The following is a 17,813-nucleotide window of genomic DNA, read 5'->3' as shown; positions in this document are numbered from 1 at the left end:
GAGTGAGACACCGGACATGAACAAACCCAACAACGCGGTGGCTGAAGTGCCCAAGCGAGAGCCCGCCCTGCGAAACGACCCTCAGGTGATTGAGGTTCCCTCGTTGTACAAACCCACCGGCGGCACCTTTGACACCAAGAGCAAATTCGCTTTGGGGCTGATTTCGATTGCGCTGTTTGCCTCGTTGTTTATTCGGGTCGATCAGGTGGTCAGTGCACCTGGTAAGGTCATCCCGTCCAGCCGCATCAAAACAATCCAGCACTTAGAAGGCGGTATCGTCAAAGAGCTGGATGTGAAGGAAGGCGATGTGGTGAAAGAAGGGGATGTGTTGGTTCGCCTGGACTTGGCCACGTCCGGGATCAACATTGAGGAATTGAAAAGCCGCCGGGCAGCGCTGGAAATGAGCCGTGCACGTCTCATTGGTGAAGCCTCCGGCAAGCAGCCTGAGTACCCTGCCGAGCTCATCAAGGATTTTCCAGAACTGTATCGCACCGAACAGTCCACCTACATTGCCCGCATGGCAGAACTCAATGGCGTTTTGTCCGTGAATGACAGCCAAACGCTGGGCAACCAGGGCAAGGTGGGTGAGTTACAAGCCAAGCTCGACGGTTTGCAAAACCGTGAAGTCACCACAGCCCGCGAGTTGGAAATCACCAAGGAATTGGTCCGTGAACGGTTGGTGTCCCAGTTGGAGTATTTGACCAAAAAACGTGAATACGACAGCTTGGTGGCCGAGATCAACTCCATTCGTCAAACCATTGCATCTGCCCAGGCGGCGGTCACCGGCGGTCGTGCCAAGCGCATGGAAGAAGACGGCAAATTCAGGCGTCGTGCGGCTGATGAACTGACCACCCTCGAACGTCAATTGGCCAGCTTGAAGGAAGACATTGGCCGCGCCACGGATCAGCGGGACCGCGCTGTGATCAAATCCCCGATTGACGGGGTGGTGAAAAACCTGAAACTTCAGGCTGTGGGCAACGTGGTCCGTCAAGGTGAGCCCATGATGGAAGTGGTGCCGGTTGACGAAGTGCTGGTGGTTGAAACACGGCTTTCACCGTCAGACCGTGGCTATGTTTCGCTGGAACAAGAGGCTCAGGTTAAAGTCTCGGCGTATGATTTTCTGCGTTACGGCACACTGCCCGGGAAAGTCAGTCAGATTGCTGCGGACACCGATCCAGGCAGTGAAGAAACCGGTCCATACTATCGGTTGATTGTGAGCACTGACAAAGCATTTTTTGGCACCGCTAGCGCTCCGCTGCGGATATCACCGGGCATGACGGCCGAGGTTGACATCAAGGTGGGCTCACAGCCCTTTATTTACTATCTGCTTAAACCAGTATTGAAACTGAAGTACGACGCTTTCAGGGAACCATGAACAAAAACCATTGGGGTGGGAACAAGCTGCAGGCAATCTTGCTGGTGCTGGCCGGCTTGTCTGTGAGCGCACATTGCATGGCTGAAGTGGCCGTCAAAAAGGGCGTCAACAGCGCAGCCCGCCGCATATCACCGGCTGAAGCAGCCGACATGTCAATTCCCGACCAAGCGAAGTTCCGCTTCCTCAACATGTTGCGAACCAACCCGGAAATTGCAACATCGCGCATCAACTTGAACGCCCAGCAGTATGTGGAAGACGCTGCCCGTGCAGCCTACTATCCCAAGTTGACTGTGGGTGCGAATGCCAGTTCAAGCTCCACCGTCACCAACCGCCAGTCCACGGACATCACCGTGACTCAGCCTATCTACACGGCCGGACGCATCGGCGCACGGGTGGATGCCGCGTTGGCCGATGAAACGATTGCGCAAGGCCAATTCAACAAAACAGTGCAGGATGTGGTGCTGGAATCATTCATTGCCAGCAATAACCTGTCCCGAAATTCATTGTTGGTCGATGCATCACGCGCTGCGGTAAGTGCGGTTTCTCAGCTGTTGGCCTTGGAAGAAAAACGGGTGGAGTTGGGCGGTAGCGGTATCACCGATGCCCAGTTCGCCAAGGCTCGGTTGGCTGTGACCCAAGACCGTTTGGTGAACTACGAGGGGCAGTTGGACGAATCCCGCGCGACCTATTTCAAATATTTTGGTGCCTATCCGGAAGGGTACAACGTGCCGGAACTTGAAATCACCAAGACCATGCTGCCACCCAATCTGGACGATGCGGTGAACAAAGCCCTGTTTGCCAATCCCGATATCCGCGTGGCTGAGGTTCAAATCACCAAAGCCAAACACAATTACAAAGCGGAAGATGCGAGCCTTTACCCCTCCTTGAACCTGGTGGGGATTCAACAGTTTTTTGGTGAAAAAGATCCATTTACGGGCAAAAACACCGACAGCTCTGTGAACTTGCGTTTGTCTTACAGTGCCTTTTCTGGCGGTGAACAGGTGGCCCGCGTTAACCAGGCTGCAGCCACCATCGATACACGGCGAACGCAATTGACCTCGTCCCGCATGCGGGTGGAAGAATCGGTTCGTTTTCAATGGGGGCGTTATTTGGCCGGTACTGCGCGGTCCAACACCTTGCGCAACGCCTATGCTGATTCACTGCAGGTGTTCAAAAACCGCAAACGCCTGCGTGACTTCGGCCGCGAAACCGTGATCGTGATGCTGGATGCCCAGGTTGAGTACTTCAACGTGCTGATTGCCTATGTGAACGCGGTGTTCGATGCTCGGGAGGCTGGTTTTCGCCTGATGCACGCCATGGGCCAAATGATGCCCACCGCTGGTGCAGAGGCCACGTGGTTTGCCCAGTTTTTTGCTCAGCAAACCGAGCGCGCTAGGCTGGAGGAAAGTCTGAAGGCCACCGCAGACATCGCCAGCAGCCCGGCAGACCAGGACATTGCCAAGCGCTTGGGCCTGGATGTAAGCCAGAAAGAGATTCAGAAGGCCTCTGAATTCACGCTGACACCGGCCCAGCGTTTGCAGGTGGAGCGGGAGGCGGAAAAGGTTCGAGTAGCGCCCAGCGACAATGAGAAGGGTTTGAAGCCCAAACTTCGCGCAGCGCCCATTTTAGACCCCCGTTTTTATCGGTAAGTAAAACCTTGATTGTTGTCGGTAAAGTGCGGACAATGTGAATTAGAAGCACTTTTACCCGCCAATTCCTGGCATTCCTGTGCTCCCTGGCTTGAGACACTAGTCTTATCGGGGAAGACCATTTGGGGCCGGGGCTTGACCGGTTCTCTTGAACAGGGAAGGCAAGATCATGGGTGACACACCGCAGTTTGAATCGCAGTGGACAAGTCTGGATGCAGACCTGCAAAAAGCAGAGTCGGTGCTTGCCGATCCGCATGCGCTGAACATGCAGATTCTTCAGTCCACCATTGATCACATCCCTCAAGACCTCTCGGCCGCCAGTGCCAGCCTGCCCAAGCCGACACTCAACAATCCGATTGCGCACAGTTATGCCACTGCCCCGTTGGGTGGTGTGGCGCCGGCTTTCTCGGGTTTGGGTTTACTGGCCGCGACGGCAGACCATGGGGGTGCAGCATCCGCACTGGGCTTGGTGTCCTCCACTGCTGCCGCAGCGCCCAGCAGTTTTGGAAAAACCAGTTTGGGTGATGCCGCTCAGCTGTCGCATTTGGGTGCGAAAGCCTTGGTCGATACCATGCCGCCAGAACGTCTGGCCGATTCTCTGCCTTTGCTCAAACCGATTGTTGGACAGGAGTCTCACAGCATGAGTCCCGAACTGGATCATTTGTTGGCTTCGTTCATGAGTCCTGAAGCCATGTCGTCTGCCATGGACCCTGCACACTTTGTACAAGGACTGGGCAGCAATCCCAGCGCGGATGCACTTCAAGCTGCCATCAACACCTTGGTTGATCAAATCAATTTGCTGAACAGCACCTTTGAACCTGTTTATGAAAACTTGGGAGTCGATGTTTCTCAACAGGTGAGCGATTACTCCGCGTTGCCCAGCAACGACCTCGGCGTGATTCTTCATGACGATGCATCGAACCTCAGCGATTCGCTGTCGTCACTGCTGCACATCACCGATACCATCGGTAACCCGTCGATCGATAACCTGTTGCATTTGGGCAATGCAGTGGATGATGTGGTGTCTCTGGTGGGTAGTTTGCCTGGTGTTGATTTGTCACCTGTCTTGACGCCGGTAACGGATGTGGTCGGAGGCATCACAGATGGTGTGGGCGGTATCGTGGGGGACATCACGCACCCCATCACCGACATTGTCGGTGGCATTACCGAGCCGATCACCCAGCCCATCACGGATATCGTCGGTGGCATTACCGAGCCGATCACCCAGCCCATCACGGATATCGTCGGTGGCATTACCGAGCCGATCACCCAGCCCATCACGGATATCGTCGGTGGCATTACCGAGCCGATTACCCAACCCATCACCCAACCCATCACCCAGCCGATTACCGATGGTGGTGGCTTGTTGGGCACGGCAACGGGTGGCCTGCTGGGCACACTCCAGGCGGACCCTGCGCCTGCCCCCGATACCAGCATGCTGAACTCGCTGAGCAGCGGTATTTCTAGCACTGCAGGCTCTGCAGAGGGCGCTGTGTCCCACCTGTTGGGTGGTTTGGACCCAACGAAGACTTAAGAATGTCCGATTCGATTTGAATCCGAATTGTGGGCTGTGTCGTATAATTGACATAGTCACAACGTTCGGACGTTACCGTGCAACCCACTGCAATTCAAATTCAGGCAGACGACAACCACAGCACAGTTCAAGGTGAACTGATCGACGTTGCACGTGCGGCGTCCATTCGGGTGTTTGAACACAGTGCACCTTCCGGTGATGTCGGTTTGGTCCGGCTGGATTCCGTGTCAGGTGTGTTGAAAGGGGCGCACATACAATCCACGGTTGGCGAAGTGTCTACCTTGGGCGACGTCCGTCTGTTTGCCAGCCACTGCGTATCAGATTCCAGTTTGCTGGGTGAACACCCCCTGGTGTCTGGTACAGCCACAGCGGGTCTTTGGATGGAATCCGAACCTGCCGGAGCCCTTGCCCACATGACACACGATCACAGCACTGCCCATCTGGGCCATGATTTGACAGGGTTGATTCCAAAAATTGATGCCGCCTTGGCAGGTCATCTCAGTGCGGGTGAGCTGAACCAACTGATTGCAGATCTTCAAAGCCAGGTGCTCGACCTCAACAGCGGCGGTCAGCAGTTGTTTGGCGACCTGAGTAGCGACATTCATTCGACTGTGCATGAACTGCAGGGGCTCGACAGCCATGTTCTGCTCAGCACCATGAGCCTGGACAGTGCTTATTTGGGAGACCCAGTATTGGATGCCATGACTGCGTCCACGCCACTGGCCACCCTGACCACGCTGGATGGTTTGTTTACCTCGCCAGAGGCGTTCCCCCTGACACTGGATTTTTCAAATCCGCACAGCGTGCACGAGGCAACTGAACTGTTCGCCGCAGCTGGTGGCTCTTCCATCAATTCGTCCGCTTCGTCGGCCGATTCGGGGCTTGTGGCTGATTCGGGCAACAACACCAACGACTTGGGTTGATCTCAGCGGGTTGTAATCCGCCGTTCACTGTCGCGCAAACACCATCACATGGTCCAGTTCCAGCCGGATGCCAATGGGTTCCCCAATGGTGTGATTGTGGTGGCTGGGAACCAGCGCCATCACCTGATCGCCACTGTCCAAGGCCAGCGTGTACAAAAAATCGGCGCCGCGAAAAGCCTTCCGAACAACCCGTGCTTGTAGTGGACTGGCGTCGTCGTGGATGATGTCATCCGGACGAACCAAAACGTCGAATTCCCCATCGCAGGGTACCTGGCTTTGCTGCAGCGGCAATTCGCCCAGTTCGAAGGCGATGCCTTGCGCTGAGCGGCGCGCCGGCAAAAACACGCCCTGACCAATGAAGTCAGCCACCATTCGGGAATTCGGTTGGTGGTACAGCGCGTAGGAAGAGCCCCACTGCTGCAATCGACCCTGATCCATCACGCCGATTTCGTCGGCCATGCTGAATGCTTCATGTTGATCGTGCGTTACCAAAATGGCACTCATGCGCTCAGCTTTTAGAATATCCCGAACCTCCAGGGTCAAGCGCTCTTTCAGTTCAACATCAAGATTGGAAAACGGCTCATCGAGCAACATGAGTGCCGGGCGTGGTGCCAGGGCCCGCGCCAAGGCCACACGTTGCTGTTGGCCACCAGACAGTTCGTGCGGGTACCGTCGGGCCAGGCTTTGCAATCCGACCAGCTCGAGCAGATCGCTGCAGCGCGCTTTCCGGTGTGCAGCCGGTTCGCCGTGGAGCCCAAACGCAATATTGTCCTGAACAGTGAGGTGGGGAAACAGCGCGTAGTCCTGGAATACCACACCCACTTGACGTTTTTCCGGATTCAGAACCTCTCCGGGCTTGCTCACGCACCGACCTGCAATTCGGATTTCTCCGGACGATGGCGGTAGGAAGCCGGCGATGGCCCGAAGCAGGGTTGTTTTACCGCAGCCAGACGGCCCCAACAAACAGGCAATGGTGCCCGCCTTGAGCGCAAAGCCAATGTCTTTGACTGCGGGTTCACCGGCGCCAGCATACCCAATGGTCAGACGGTCAATCTCAAGTGCCAGGGAAGGAGTGTCCATGGATGAACAGCGCAGCTGCCAACTTAAAGTAAAATGATAATTACTTCTATTTTGCCATGCTTAGGCGGTTGGTTTGTTGACATTGGGTATTCGAAGTCGGGTTTCAGCGGGTTTGCTGGCGGCCATGTTGCTGTTGCCGTTCTGTTGCCTGGCGGGTATGGCCTTGGTGGGGCTTTACTCAGCGCCAGACGTCTTGCTGCACCTGATGTCCACCACCTTACCTGGTTTGTTGTTTCAAACACTGGGGCTTGCCTTGGGTGTCATGGTTCTCACCAGCACCATGGGTGTATTGCCAGCTTGGTGGATCACCACCCACGAATTTCCAGGCCGGCGCTGGATTGAATGGTTACTGATTCTGCCGCTGGCCATGCCATCCTACGTGATTGCCTATGCGTACACCGATGCCTTGCAGTTTTCCGGCCTTTTCTCCACCCTGTTGCGCTCGCTGCTGGGACTACAATTCCGGATGCCTGACATTCGGTCGCTCACTGGTGCAATACTGGTCTTGTCTTTTGTGCTTTATCCCTATGTCTACCTCCTGGCGCGTGCGTCCTTTCTGGCCAGAAGCCCCTCACTGATGGATGCGGCCCGATCGCTCGGATACTCAGCCACTCGCGCCTTCTTGCAGGTGGCATTGCCAGTGGCCCGCCCAGCCTGGGTGGCTGGTTTGGCGTTGGTGTTGATGGAGGCCCTGTCCGAGTTTGGCGCCTTGGCCTATTTCGGTGTGCAAACATTCACCACCGCCATTTTCAACACCTGGTTAAACCTGGGTGACCGGGCCTCTGCAGCCCTTCTATCCGTGATGTTGTTGCTGATGATGCTCGGTTTGATTGTGGCTGAGGGTCGAGCCCGTGGCCGTGCCCAGTTTTACACCCAGTCAGGCAAAGGGCAAACCATGGTACGCAGTCGATTGAAACCGCTGCAGGCTGCGGTGGTGATGACCCTGTGCACGCTGCCTTTCCTGCTTGGTTTTGTATTGCCAGTGATGTTTTTGCTTGTGTTGTTGCAGCATGTGGACACCTCAATTGACTGGGCACGCAGCTTGGCATGGGCCAAACATTCAGCCATCCTGGGCTTTTCGGCCGCAGGCGTGTCGCTCGTGTTGGCCGTGTTTTTGTCGTATCTCAAGCGCCAGCAGCCACAGCGCTGGATTCAAACTGTGCACCGTCTGGTTGCGCTGGGTTATGGGGTGCCCGGTGCCATTCTGGCGATTGCGATCCTTCTTCCACTGGCTTTTGTCGATCGCTTTACTTTTGAGATGGGATGGTCGCTGCCCGCACTGACCGGTAGTGTGGTCGCACTGGTGTATGCCTACAACGTCCGTTTTACATCGGCTGCCCTACAGGCCGTGGATGCCGGTCTGAATCAAATCACACGGCACATCGATGAGTCTGCTCGTGTGTTGGGGCGAACTGCTCGACAGGTGCTGTGGCAGGTACACCTGCCCATTCTCAGAGGGCCTCTGGCCACCGGTGTATTGCTGGTGTTGGTGGATGTGGTGAAGGAATTGCCAGCCACCTTGGTATTGAGGCCGTTTGATTTTGATACGCTCGCTGTGAAGGCGTATCAGTTTGCGGCCGATGAACGTTTGACCGAGGCTGCCGTGCCTTCATTGTTGATTGTTCTGGTTGCCCTGGTCCCCATTCTGCTGCTCATGCGCCAGGGCGCGCGCCAGCAGCAGTCGGGTACCGGGCACTAGTGCAGCTGCATGGTGTTGGGCAGTTCGGAGTCTTCTGGCAATTCTGCATGCATCAGTTCCCCTTCCGGATTGGGGTAGAGGGGTGAGCCACAGTCTTCGCAGTATTCCAGCGGAAAGCGTTCTTCCAGCACAGTGATCTTTCGGATACCGACTTCTTTCAGCAGGGCTTCAATCTTTGAACGGATAACAGGATTATCCGGTTCGCTTTCAATGTCTCGCTCGTACACTGGATCGGGCTCATTGCCATATTCTTCGCCAATGAGCGGCCACACCACACCGTGCACCACGTCCGGAGTGCCCTCCAGTGAAAATCCAATCCGATACTCCTCAATTTCGCCCCGGTCCACAAAAGCGCCCACACTGGCACAGATTTTTTGAGGCGGTACGTCCAGTGCACTCTCCAGGAACGCGGCCGATGCTCTGACCGAATAGGCCCGTGCCTCTTTCTCCGCCTCACGGCAAGCGTTGTACAGCCCGTTGGGCAGCATCAGTTCCAGCAGGCAACCGGGCATGATTTTCTGAAGTGCCTGACTTCCAACCACACGCCAGTTTTCCAGCACTTCTTCTTTGCTGAGCAACACGCCATTGCTATGGGATTCCACCTGCCATTTGAAAGCAGGTTGTCCGTTGGGCACTGCAATGGCTCCAATCAGGTAGCGGACATCTGACAAGAAACTCTGCGTTGCCGGAAGGTTTTCAGTGTCGATTCGAACCATGACCTTGTCCACGGCGGCCTGGCCCAATTGGCGCGCCAATTCAGCCGCAGATGTATAGCTTTCCGGCAACTGGTCCGGGCTAAACAGCATATTGGTCAGTACCAGATGCGCCTGATCGGACAGTACATTTTTGTGCAACAGTTCGGTGAACAAGGCCACCGTTGATTCATCAATTTTGCCCGATGGAATGTTGTAGGTTGACCAAGCCAGAATGGGCGCAGCCAACAACAGTACATCGACTGAACCGTCACCGATGGCTGGCGATTCAACCGTGTTTTCAATGGCAAAGGCCAGTTCGTCATAAGCGCGGTAGTTGGTGCTGTACAGATGGTCCAGTGTTTGAACCAGCGTGGTGTCGCTGCGGCTCTCCAGCATGGGTGCCAATGCCGCAAACAGCTTTTTTTTCCAGAATCGCCGTTCCAGGCGGCTACCCGCGTCGGCCAGCAATATGGCCAGGTTGGCCAGTGGCTTGGCATACTTGGAGAGCTTGGAGCGGGAGGCGGTGTTCAGCGGTTTTCGGCGCATGGGTGGTTCCTGTAGGGTTCCACCCATTGTAGTACGAGATGGTCCTGCTTACGCTTTTGCGGTGGCGGCTGGCGTTGGTTTGTCTCGCAGGTTGGACTGATCTGCCAAGCCAGGGCGTACCCACTCCGGTGGTGCCCAAATGTGCTTGATGCGTTGCCACAGTGGCCCAGGTTTTAACGCATCGCTGAACATGTCGCGCCATTCATGTGTGTTCAGGGTCCAGATGTTGTTGGTTGTGGGCTGGCGAACAATGCCGTAATCCACCGCTGCAACTTCCGGCTCAAAGGTGCCGAACAAACGGTCCCAAATAATCAGCACACCACCGTAATTCTTGTCGATGTATTCGGCGTTTCGACCATGGTGAACCCGGTGATGGGATGGCGTATTAAACACGAATTCAAACCATCGGGGCAGTTTGTCCACCGCTTGGGTATGCACGAAATACTGGTAACCCAGATTCACGCCATAGGCCAACAACACGGCCCACACTGGGAAGCCGATGATGAGCATGGGCGCCCAGAAAATCTGGTGCAGGTTCACGGCGTAAAAAAGGCTTTGACGCATGGCGGTGGTGGTCGTCATGTTCTCGCCACTGTGATGAACCACGTGGGCGCACCAAAACCACCGAATGCGATGGCTGGCCCGGTGAAACCAGTAATAACAAAACTCGATGCCAAACAGCAGACCGAGAAAATTCAGTGGGGTTACCTCAATGGTGGCCACACGAAAACTGTACAGCCACTCCATGAACACACTGACAAACAAGGCATACCACACCACTTCCATGGCCTGGTAAGTGCCGCCCAGCAGCATGTTGGTCATGACCTCTTGCTTTCTAAAAAAGAAAGACCGTCCAACCTTTTTCAGGTACAGATACTCGACCGCAGTGCCCAACAGGAACAGTGGGGTCAGTATGCTGAGGAATACCTGTTTCCAGTCCGGGTCAGGACCGAAAAACAGATGTATGGTGGGCAATGCCTGCTGGATCAGCGCTTCCATGTGGGGTCTCCCCGTGGTGTTGTGTTGATGTTGGCAGTGTGGCGGGAAATGGTCGACTGTTCTTGCGAAATCAGGACTATTTTTTGTGATTTCGCGCCAAATGGAATCTCGATGCACTGTGTTGGCGCTTTTTGCTCACCCCCGTGACGACGGCCGCAGGCTCATCACTTGAGCCCAGCCTCCCACGCCAAATACGCTGCAGCCACCTCGTTGGGTTTTTCCATCATCGGTACATGGCCTGTTTGGTCCATCAGGATTACCTTGGCCTGGGGCAAACCTTCGGCCAGTTCGGCAGCGCCATCCACATGCAGTACCCGGTCATTCTGACCCCACACAATCATGGCTGGGCCTTTGTAGCTGGATGCTTTCAATGTGCTGGCCAGGTCCGATGGCAGCGCCTTGAAGTCTTTGTAAATCCGTTGGTTCAATGCTTGATCTCGAATGGCACGTTCGGCCATGGCGTTCACCACAAAACCCGGTGCAAAAGCCGGCCGTTTGTACATCACCGTGTCCACAATATTGTCAAACTCCGCGCGGTTGCCTGCGGTCAGTACAATTTTTCCCGTGGTGTCATAGGTCTTCAGCACCTCCGATTTTCTCGAAGCCTGCAAACCAGCGGGCGCCAAAAACAGGATGGAGCGCACCGCGTCGGGATAGCGGGCCGCATAGGCGCCGGAGATCCAGCCGCCCATCGAGTTTCCACCGATGTGTACCTTGTTTAGACCAATCTTCTGCAGGATGGCATGTACACGGTCCGCTTGCGTGTTAATGCGATAGTCTGCATCGGGTACGCGGGTGGATCCACCAAAGCCAGGCACATCAATGGCGTAAACGGTGAAGTGATTCTTCAGTTCCTTTGCAAATCGGTTGAAGTTGTCTTTGGAGCCACCAAACCCGTGTATCAGCACCAATGGCTCACCCCGCCCACCCGTCAGATAAGGCACTTTAAATCCGTCGATATCGACTTCACGTCGTTCCAGACCACACCAGGCGCGCTCAGCGGCGATGGCCAAACCAGCCAGGCCCTGAATCTCGCCCTCGGGTTGTTTCAAACTGCACGCCGCTACACCTGTGACCATGGCAACGCCCAAGGCCAATCGGCCCAGCCACAATCCCAAGGTGGCGTGTGGTCGGCCAGGCAAGTTGTGCAGGGCTTTGTCAGTGTACTTTTTCATGGCGCGTCTCCGGTATGGTGGTTGCTTTACGCGATAGCATAGAGCAGGCTTGCGCTTGGGGAAGACTTCATTCCCGCTGAAATTCGGACACCCTTTGCCTGTTTGTCGCCCAGATGACATTGACACCACCCCCCATCCCGGTTGATCTCGGCCACATTTCAGCCAGTTACGTCAATCTGCTGTTTGATTGGCTTGAGTTGGCCCATCCAGACCTGGCGAGGCAAATCCCATTTGATCGGCCTTCGCCTGGTGACTTGAATCGGGTCCCTGTTGCCGACTGGCAGCCCATGCTCGCTTGGGTAGACCAGCAGTTGAAAGACCCGGACATGCCACTTCGGGTCGCCGCCAGCGTAAAAACCGCCAACACTGGGCTACTGGGCTATATGGCGTCCTGTTGTGCGACCTTGGGCGAGGCCTTTGCCCGACTGCAACAGTTTGAACACCTGATTTATTCCGTGAATGCCCTGCAGGTTCAGTTCGATGGCGGGCTGTTGTGTTTGCGGTGGGGGGCCGAGCGAGGCAAACCTGGCCATTGGGTGGATTCAGTCGCCATCGGGGTATTGGTTTCATTCACCGGTAGCCTGGTTGATCAGCCGGTTCCTCTAACGCATGTTTGTTTTGTGAATCCGCCACCGGTCAACGTGGCTTACTTCGAACGCTTTTTCGGTTGCCCGGTGCTGTTTGATCAGCCCTACACTGAAGTGGCCATGCCAGACTCGGTGTTGCAGTGGTCGCTCAAATCACCGGATGCAGCCTTGCGCCAATTGTTGGACCAGCAAGCCGAGCAGTTGTTGGCCAGGGTACCAGAGCAGCTCGAGGCCATGCCTGGCCTTCAGCGCGCCATTCAGGACAGTGTGTTGGCTGGCTTGCCCATGTTGGAGGAAGTGGCCAAGCGCCTCTGCATGAGTGCGCGCACGCTCCAGCGTCATTTGCAATCACAGGGCATGACGTTCCGTGGCGAACTGGAAAAGGTTCGCATTCGGATGGCTCGGCACTGTCTTGAAAAGCAAGACATGAGCTTGGTTGATTTGGCGAGTTTTTTGGGCTACAACGACCAAAGTGCCTTCACCCACGCATTCAAGCGAGCGGTTGGACAAAGCCCTGCCAAGTATCAAAAATCCCGCCATTGACCCCGCACTGCAAAATCGAGTGTGCAATCGGTTCTGAAGCCTGTAAAAAGAGGTCAAAGTCCTATATCATATATAAGACTTGTTGAGCCAACTCGCCCTGTTTCGCGCCGCCATCGACTTGCGGTTTTTGCTGTGCAGCACTTGTATCGGGTGTTGAACTGGCTCAAAATCACAGTTTCCTATTGACCTTCACCCAATCAAGGGAGTTCTCATGCTTGAGTCCTATCGCCAACACGTGGCCGAACGCGCCGCGTTGGGCATTCCTCCACTGCCACTGTCTGCTGAGCAAACCAACGGTTTGATCGCTCTGTTGAAGAATCCACCCGCAGGCGAAGAAGCCTTCCTGATGGACCTACTGACCAACCGTGTTCCTGCCGGCGTGGATGATGCCGCCAAAGTCAAAGCTGCCTTCCTGGCCGCCATCGTGAGCGGTGCCGACCAATGCGGTCTGGTATCCCGCCTCAAAGCAGTCGAACTGCTCGGTACCATGCTCGGTGGTTTCAACATCAAGCCCCTGATTGATGCTTTGGGTGATGCTGAAGTGGGCGAGGCTGCCGCTGCTGCTCTGTCCAAAACACTGCTGATGTTTGACTACTTCCACGACGTGAAAAACCTGGCCGACAAAGGCAATGCCAACGCCAAGCGCGTGATGCAGAGCTGGGCCGATGCCGAGTGGTTCACCAGCCGCCCCGAAGTGCCCGCATCCATCAAGTTGACCGTGTTCAAGGTGTCTGGCGAGACCAACACCGACGACCTGTCCCCAGCACCCGATGCCTGGAGCCGTCCCGATATTCCGTTGCACGCCCTGGCGATGTTGAAGAACCCACGCCCTGGCATCAACCCCGATGAGCCTGGCAAAGTCGGTCCCATCCAGCAATTGGCTGAATTGCAGAAGAAAGGCAACCCCATCGCTTATGTGGGCGACGTGGTCGGTACCGGCTCTTCCCGCAAGTCCGCCACCAACAGCGTGTTGTGGTTCACCGGCGATGACATCCCGTTCATTCCCAACAAGCGCTTCGGCGGCTACTGCCTGGGCAGCAAAATTGCGCCGATCTTCTTCAACACCATGGAAGACGCCGGTGCGTTGCCCATTGAGTTGGACGTGAGCCAAATGGAGATGGGCGACGAAATCGAGTTGCGTCCCATGGAAGGCAAGGTTCTGAAAAACGGCGCCGTGATTTCTGAATTCCAGGTGAAAACCGATGTGTTGTTCGACGAAGTGCGTGCCGGTGGCCGCATTCCGCTGATTATTGGTCGTGGTCTTACCGACCGTGCGCGCGCTGCACTGGGTCTGGAGCCCAGCCCTGTGTTCCGTCGCCCCTCGGCCAAAAACGACAGTGGCAAAGGCTTCTCGCTGGCCCAAAAAATGGTTGGCAAGGCTTGTGGTTTGCCCAAAGGGCAGGGCGTTCGCCCCGGTGTTTACTGCGAACCCCACATGACCACCGTGGGTTCCCAAGACACCACAGGCCCCATGACCCGCGACGAGCTGAAAGACCTGGCTTGCCTCGGCTTCTCGGCCGACCTGGTGATGCAGTCCTTTTGCCACACAGCGGCTTACCCCAAGCCCGTGGACGTGAAAATGCACCACGATTTGCCAGAGTTCATCGAAAACCGTGGCGGTGTTGCCCTGCGTCCCGGTGACGGCGTTATTCACTCCTGGTTGAACCGTTTGCTGATGCCCGACACGGTAGGCACTGGCGGCGACTCCCACACCCGTTTTCCGATCGGTATTTCCTTCCCCGCAGGTTCTGGCCTTGTGGCGTTTGCAGCTGCCACGGGTGTGATGCCCCTGGACATGCCCGAGTCGGTGCTGGTGCGCTTCAAAGGTGAAATGCAACCCGGTGTCACCCTGCGTGACCTGGTCAACGCCATTCCGTTGTACGCCATCAAGGCAGGCTTGCTGACCGTTGAAAAGAAAGGCAAGAAGAACATCTTCTCGGGCCGCATTCTGGAAATCGAAGGTCTGCCACAGCTGAAGGTCGAGCAGGCATTTGAGTTGTCCGATGCATCTGCGGAGCGTTCTGCCGCCGGTTGTACCGTGCACCTGGACAAAGAGCCCATCATCGAATACATGCGCTCCAACATCACACTGATGAAGTGGATGATTGCGCAGGGCTATCAGGATGCAAGGACCTTGACACGCCGCATCAAGGCCATGGAAGACTGGATTGCCAATCCTGAGTTGCTGAAGGGCGATGCCGATGCTGAATACGCTGCAGTCATCGAGATTGACCTCAAAGACATCAAGGAGCCCATCCTGGCTTGCCCCAACGACCCGGATGACGTGAAATTCCTGTCTGAAGTGGCTGGCGACAAGATCGACGAGGTGTTCATTGGTTCTTGCATGACCAACATTGGACACTTCCGTGCAGCCGGCAAGGTGCTGGAAGGCAAGAGCGACATTCCAACCCGTTTGTGGATTGCCCCGCCCACGAAGATGGACCAACACATCCTCACCGAGGAAGGCTACTACGGCATTTTGGGTCGCACCGGTGCTCGCATGGAAATGCCGGGTTGTTCACTGTGCATGGGTAACCAGGCACAAATCCGCAAGGGTTCCACGGCCGTGTCCACGTCGACCCGTAACTTCCCGAACCGTTTGGGTATCGACACCCGCGTGTACCTCAGCTCGGCCGAACTGGCTGCTGTGTGTGCCTTGTTGGGCAAAATCCCGACCGTGGAAGAGTACATGGAGCAAGTGAAGATGTTGGGCGCAGTGTCCAACGATGTATACCGCTACATGAACTTCGACCAAATCAAAGAGTTCGTGGACGTGGCTGCAACCGCCAAGCTGGCAGCCTGATCGGCTTCAGCCTGGTTTGATTCCAGCAAAAAAGCCCTCCGCAAGGAGGGCTTTTTTTTGATGCAGCAATAGGCTGGCCTTAATTCGCGCGGCTCAGGATCTCATCAAATTCTTGCGCCAACCGAATGGATGAACGTTCAGGTCGTCCCAGTTCCTCATTGGCGTGCAGCAGCAGGGCACTGAGCAGCGATTTGGTCAAACTCAAAGAGGCCTGTTTGCCCAGCAGACAAATGTCCCGGTTGTTTTCAAAATACACCCGAAGGTCCGTGTGGTCTTCTTGCATGAACAGCACATTGGCATTCGGAAAGGTATTCAGCGCCCGTTCAAGCCCCAAGTCCTGTTCGGCCGTGGCCCAGTTCATGTCCACCACCACCAGTTTAGCCCGCTCGACTTCGTCGGAGATGAACTCAGGCAGGGCATCCAGCACGGTCACCTTGAATTCACCCAGACTGGCCAAAAATTTCAGATAACCCATGGCCTTGATGGGATAGTCGGACAAGACGACACAGGTGGATGTGGCTGAGTGCATCAAAGCGAATTTCTCAATGTAAGGTAAAGTTTCACGCATTGTCTCCAAACTCCCCCAATTTTTGTATTACCTGACTGGGTTAACATTCCCCCTGACAGGTGGTTAGAAAAGCACAACGAAACCACTGCAGTTGCAGCATCAAAAACACCGAGGAGACAGAGCACCATGGCGGGTTTCAAAGAGTTCGATCAGTACGACGCATTGGGTTTAGCCCAGTTGGTTCAGGCTGGGCAGGTTAACCCTTTAGAGTTGCTCGAAGAGAGCATTGCGCGCACGGAACGTGTGAACCCCCGAATTAACGCAGTGATCCGTCCGATGTATGACATATCCCGCAAACGGGGGGAGGGGGCCTTCGATGGTCCTTTTGCGGGTGTGCCATTTCTGCTCAAGGACCTGATTGCCAGCTTTGCCGGCGTTGAAATGAGCAATGGCAGCCGTTTTTATCAAGGTTTTGTGCCTGCCGAGGATTCTGAATACGTCAAACGGTTCAAGCGGGCTGGCTTGAATATTTTCGGCAAAACCAACACGCCAGAGTTTGGTATCACGCCATCCACCGAGCCAGAACTTTCTGGACCAAGCCGAAATCCCTGGGATCCTTTGCGCAGCCCCGGCGGGTCCAGCGGCGGGGCCGCTGCCGCTGTGGCGGCTGGTATTGTTCCCATGGCCAGCGCCAGTGATGGTGGCGGCTCTATCCGTATTCCCGCATCATGCTGCGGTTTGTTTGGTTTAAAGCCGACTCGCGGTCGGGTGCCTTCCGGTCCCGATCAAGCCGATGGCTGGTTTGGATTTATTGCTGAGCATGTGATTTCGCGAAGTGTGCGCGACTCCGCGCACATGCTGGATGCGATTCAGGGCAATTATCCCGGCCAGTTGATGCGGGTTGCCCCGCCGGCCCACAGCTACGCGTCTGCGCTGGAGCGCAAACCCAAGAAACTTCGTATCGCCTACTCAACCGATCCCGCGCTGGGAGAAACCCTCCATCCCGATTGCAAACAAGGTGTGTTGGACACGGTCAAGTTGCTCGAGAGCCTCGGACATGTGTGCGAGGAGGTGAAGCTTCCCATTCAACGCGAGGAATTCATCTACGCCTACAGTGTGCTGATTTGTTCGGAAATGGCTGCAACTGTTGCGCAAGGGGAGCGCCTGATGGGAAAAACCGCCAAAGCTGCCGATTTTGAGGCCAGAACTTGGGCTTTGGCCAAGTTGGGGAAAAGTTTTTCGGGGGGAGACGTTGCACAAGCGTTGTGGACCCTGGACCAGTTCAGCCGACAATGGATGACTTACTTTGAGCCCTATGACGCGTTGTTGACAAGCACTTTGGGGGACCTGCCGATTCATGTGGGTGGGTTGCGCCCCACGTCCCAAGAGTTGATTGAATTGAAGGCACTTGCTTATTTGCCCATTGGTTTTATCGCCAAGCAAAAAGACTTTGTGCTCAAGGCTGGGCGAAGAATTTATAACTACTGCTCCCAAACGATTCCTGCCAATGTCACCGGTCAGCCATCCATGAGTGTTCCGTTGCACTGGAATGCTCAACATATTCCTGTTGGAATGATGTTTACTGGACGCTGGGGCGAGGAGGATGTCCTGTTCAACCTCGCTGCCCAGCTTGAGCAAGCAAAACCCTGGTTTGACCGCCGAGCACCCATTCATGCCAGCCATTCAGCTTGACTGCG

General features: G+C 55.6%; 13 protein-coding genes. 8 read left to right on the top strand and 5 right to left on the bottom strand.

Annotated elements, in window-relative coordinates; all coding sequences use genetic code 11:
* The first annotated feature begins 16 nt into the window (after positions 1-16).
* The 4 genes from NQT62_RS12575 (at position 17) to NQT62_RS12560 (ending at position 5,481) form a co-directional block, all read left to right on the top strand.
* On the top strand, positions 17-1,375 hold the full coding sequence (locus NQT62_RS12575; RefSeq protein ID WP_256765070.1) for an HlyD family type I secretion periplasmic adaptor subunit: 1,359 nt from the start codon (positions 17-19) through the stop codon (positions 1,373-1,375).
* Positions 1,372-3,024, top strand: a complete 1,653-nt coding sequence (locus NQT62_RS12570) for a TolC family protein (RefSeq protein WP_256765069.1) — start codon at positions 1,372-1,374, stop codon at positions 3,022-3,024. Before NQT62_RS12575 ends, NQT62_RS12570 begins: the two co-directional genes overlap by 4 nt.
* Positions 3,025-3,193: 169 nt before the next feature.
* Positions 3,194-4,558 carry a hypothetical protein gene (locus NQT62_RS12565; protein WP_256765068.1) on the top strand — a complete coding sequence of 455 codons (1,365 nt, stop codon included), beginning with the start codon at positions 3,194-3,196 and terminating at the stop codon, positions 4,556-4,558.
* A gap of 77 nt (positions 4,559-4,635) precedes the next feature.
* Positions 4,636-5,481 carry a hypothetical protein gene (locus tag NQT62_RS12560; RefSeq protein ID WP_256765067.1) on the top strand — a complete coding sequence of 282 codons (846 nt, stop codon included), beginning with the start codon at positions 4,636-4,638 and terminating at the stop codon, positions 5,479-5,481.
* A 24-nt stretch (positions 5,482-5,505) separates the two neighbouring features.
* On the opposite strand, the gene NQT62_RS12555 is transcribed toward NQT62_RS12560, so the two are convergent.
* A complete protein-coding gene (locus NQT62_RS12555; protein ID WP_256765066.1) occupies positions 5,506-6,561 on the bottom strand; it encodes an ABC transporter ATP-binding protein in 1,056 nt (351 codons plus the stop codon).
* A 73-nt stretch (positions 6,562-6,634) separates the two neighbouring features.
* Here NQT62_RS12555 and NQT62_RS12550 point away from each other — a divergent pair, with 73 nt between their 5' ends.
* Entirely contained in the window at positions 6,635-8,260 is a 1,626-nt protein-coding gene (locus NQT62_RS12550; RefSeq protein WP_256765065.1) for an ABC transporter permease, read from the top strand.
* On the opposite strand, the gene NQT62_RS12545 is transcribed toward NQT62_RS12550, so the two are convergent.
* The 3 genes from NQT62_RS12545 to NQT62_RS12535 form a co-directional block, all read right to left on the bottom strand.
* The gene (locus NQT62_RS12545) at positions 8,257-9,501 is read right to left on the bottom strand and encodes a DUF2863 family protein (protein ID WP_256765064.1); all 1,245 of its coding nucleotides are present in this window, start codon (positions 9,499-9,501) and stop codon (positions 8,257-8,259) included. The two genes, NQT62_RS12550 and NQT62_RS12545, sit on opposite strands and share 4 nt — an antisense overlap.
* Before the next feature lie 48 nt (positions 9,502-9,549).
* Positions 9,550-10,500 carry a sterol desaturase family protein gene (locus tag NQT62_RS12540; RefSeq protein WP_256765063.1) on the bottom strand — a complete coding sequence of 317 codons (951 nt, stop codon included), beginning with the start codon at positions 10,498-10,500 and terminating at the stop codon, positions 9,550-9,552.
* Positions 10,501-10,664: 164 nt separating this feature from the next.
* A complete protein-coding gene (locus NQT62_RS12535) occupies positions 10,665-11,675 on the bottom strand; it encodes an alpha/beta fold hydrolase (protein ID WP_256765062.1) in 1,011 nt (336 codons plus the stop codon).
* A gap of 113 nt (positions 11,676-11,788) precedes the next feature.
* Between NQT62_RS12535 and NQT62_RS12530 the strand changes: the two genes are divergently transcribed.
* Both NQT62_RS12530 and acnB read left to right on the top strand, forming a co-directional pair.
* Positions 11,789-12,805 carry a helix-turn-helix domain-containing protein gene (locus NQT62_RS12530; protein WP_256765061.1) on the top strand — a complete coding sequence of 339 codons (1,017 nt, stop codon included), beginning with the start codon at positions 11,789-11,791 and terminating at the stop codon, positions 12,803-12,805.
* Positions 12,806-13,016: 211 nt separating this feature from the next.
* Positions 13,017-15,608: a bifunctional aconitate hydratase 2/2-methylisocitrate dehydratase gene (gene acnB / locus NQT62_RS12525; protein ID WP_256765060.1), complete on the top strand. Its 2,592-nt coding sequence runs from the start codon at positions 13,017-13,019 to the stop codon at positions 15,606-15,608.
* A gap of 79 nt (positions 15,609-15,687) precedes the next feature.
* On the opposite strand, the gene NQT62_RS12520 is transcribed toward acnB, so the two are convergent.
* Positions 15,688-16,176 (bottom strand): hypothetical protein, encoded by a 489-nt coding sequence (locus tag NQT62_RS12520; protein ID WP_256765059.1) that lies wholly within the window; start codon positions 16,174-16,176, stop codon positions 15,688-15,690.
* A 126-nt stretch (positions 16,177-16,302) separates the two neighbouring features.
* Here NQT62_RS12520 and NQT62_RS12515 point away from each other — a divergent pair, with 126 nt between their 5' ends.
* Entirely contained in the window at positions 16,303-17,808 is a 1,506-nt protein-coding gene (locus tag NQT62_RS12515; protein WP_256765058.1) for an amidase, read from the top strand.
* Positions 17,809-17,813: the final 5 nt, after the last annotated feature.

It is taken from the genome of Limnobacter humi (genome assembly GCF_024518835.1).
GTDB classification, from domain to species: domain Bacteria; phylum Pseudomonadota; class Gammaproteobacteria; order Burkholderiales; family Burkholderiaceae_B; genus Limnobacter; species Limnobacter humi.
Note: the sequence above shows the minus strand (reverse complement) of the source record. Positions and strands in the feature narration are given on the sequence as shown.

Excerpts from the sequence above, each read along its gene's own strand:
- NQT62_RS12555 (WP_256765066.1), bottom strand. The coding sequence starts at position 6,561 with ATGGACACTCCTTCCCTGGCACTTGAGATTGACCGTCTGACCATTGGG.
- NQT62_RS12520 (WP_256765059.1), bottom strand. The coding sequence starts at position 16,176 with ATGCGTGAAACTTTACCTTACATTGAGAAATTCGCTTTGATGCACTCA.
- NQT62_RS12565 (WP_256765068.1), top strand. The coding sequence starts at position 3,194 with ATGGGTGACACACCGCAGTTTGAATCGCAGTGGACAAGTCTGGATGCA.
- NQT62_RS12515 (WP_256765058.1), top strand. The coding sequence starts at position 16,303 with ATGGCGGGTTTCAAAGAGTTCGATCAGTACGACGCATTGGGTTTAGCC.
- NQT62_RS12570 (WP_256765069.1), top strand. The coding sequence starts at position 1,372 with ATGAACAAAAACCATTGGGGTGGGAACAAGCTGCAGGCAATCTTGCTG.
- NQT62_RS12540 (WP_256765063.1), bottom strand. The coding sequence starts at position 10,500 with ATGGAAGCGCTGATCCAGCAGGCATTGCCCACCATACATCTGTTTTTC.
- NQT62_RS12530 (WP_256765061.1), top strand. The coding sequence starts at position 11,789 with ATGACATTGACACCACCCCCCATCCCGGTTGATCTCGGCCACATTTCA.
- NQT62_RS12535 (WP_256765062.1), bottom strand. The coding sequence starts at position 11,675 with ATGAAAAAGTACACTGACAAAGCCCTGCACAACTTGCCTGGCCGACCA.
- NQT62_RS12575 (WP_256765070.1), top strand. The coding sequence starts at position 17 with ATGAACAAACCCAACAACGCGGTGGCTGAAGTGCCCAAGCGAGAGCCC.
- NQT62_RS12545 (WP_256765064.1), bottom strand. The coding sequence starts at position 9,501 with ATGCGCCGAAAACCGCTGAACACCGCCTCCCGCTCCAAGCTCTCCAAG.
- acnB (WP_256765060.1), top strand. The coding sequence starts at position 13,017 with ATGCTTGAGTCCTATCGCCAACACGTGGCCGAACGCGCCGCGTTGGGC.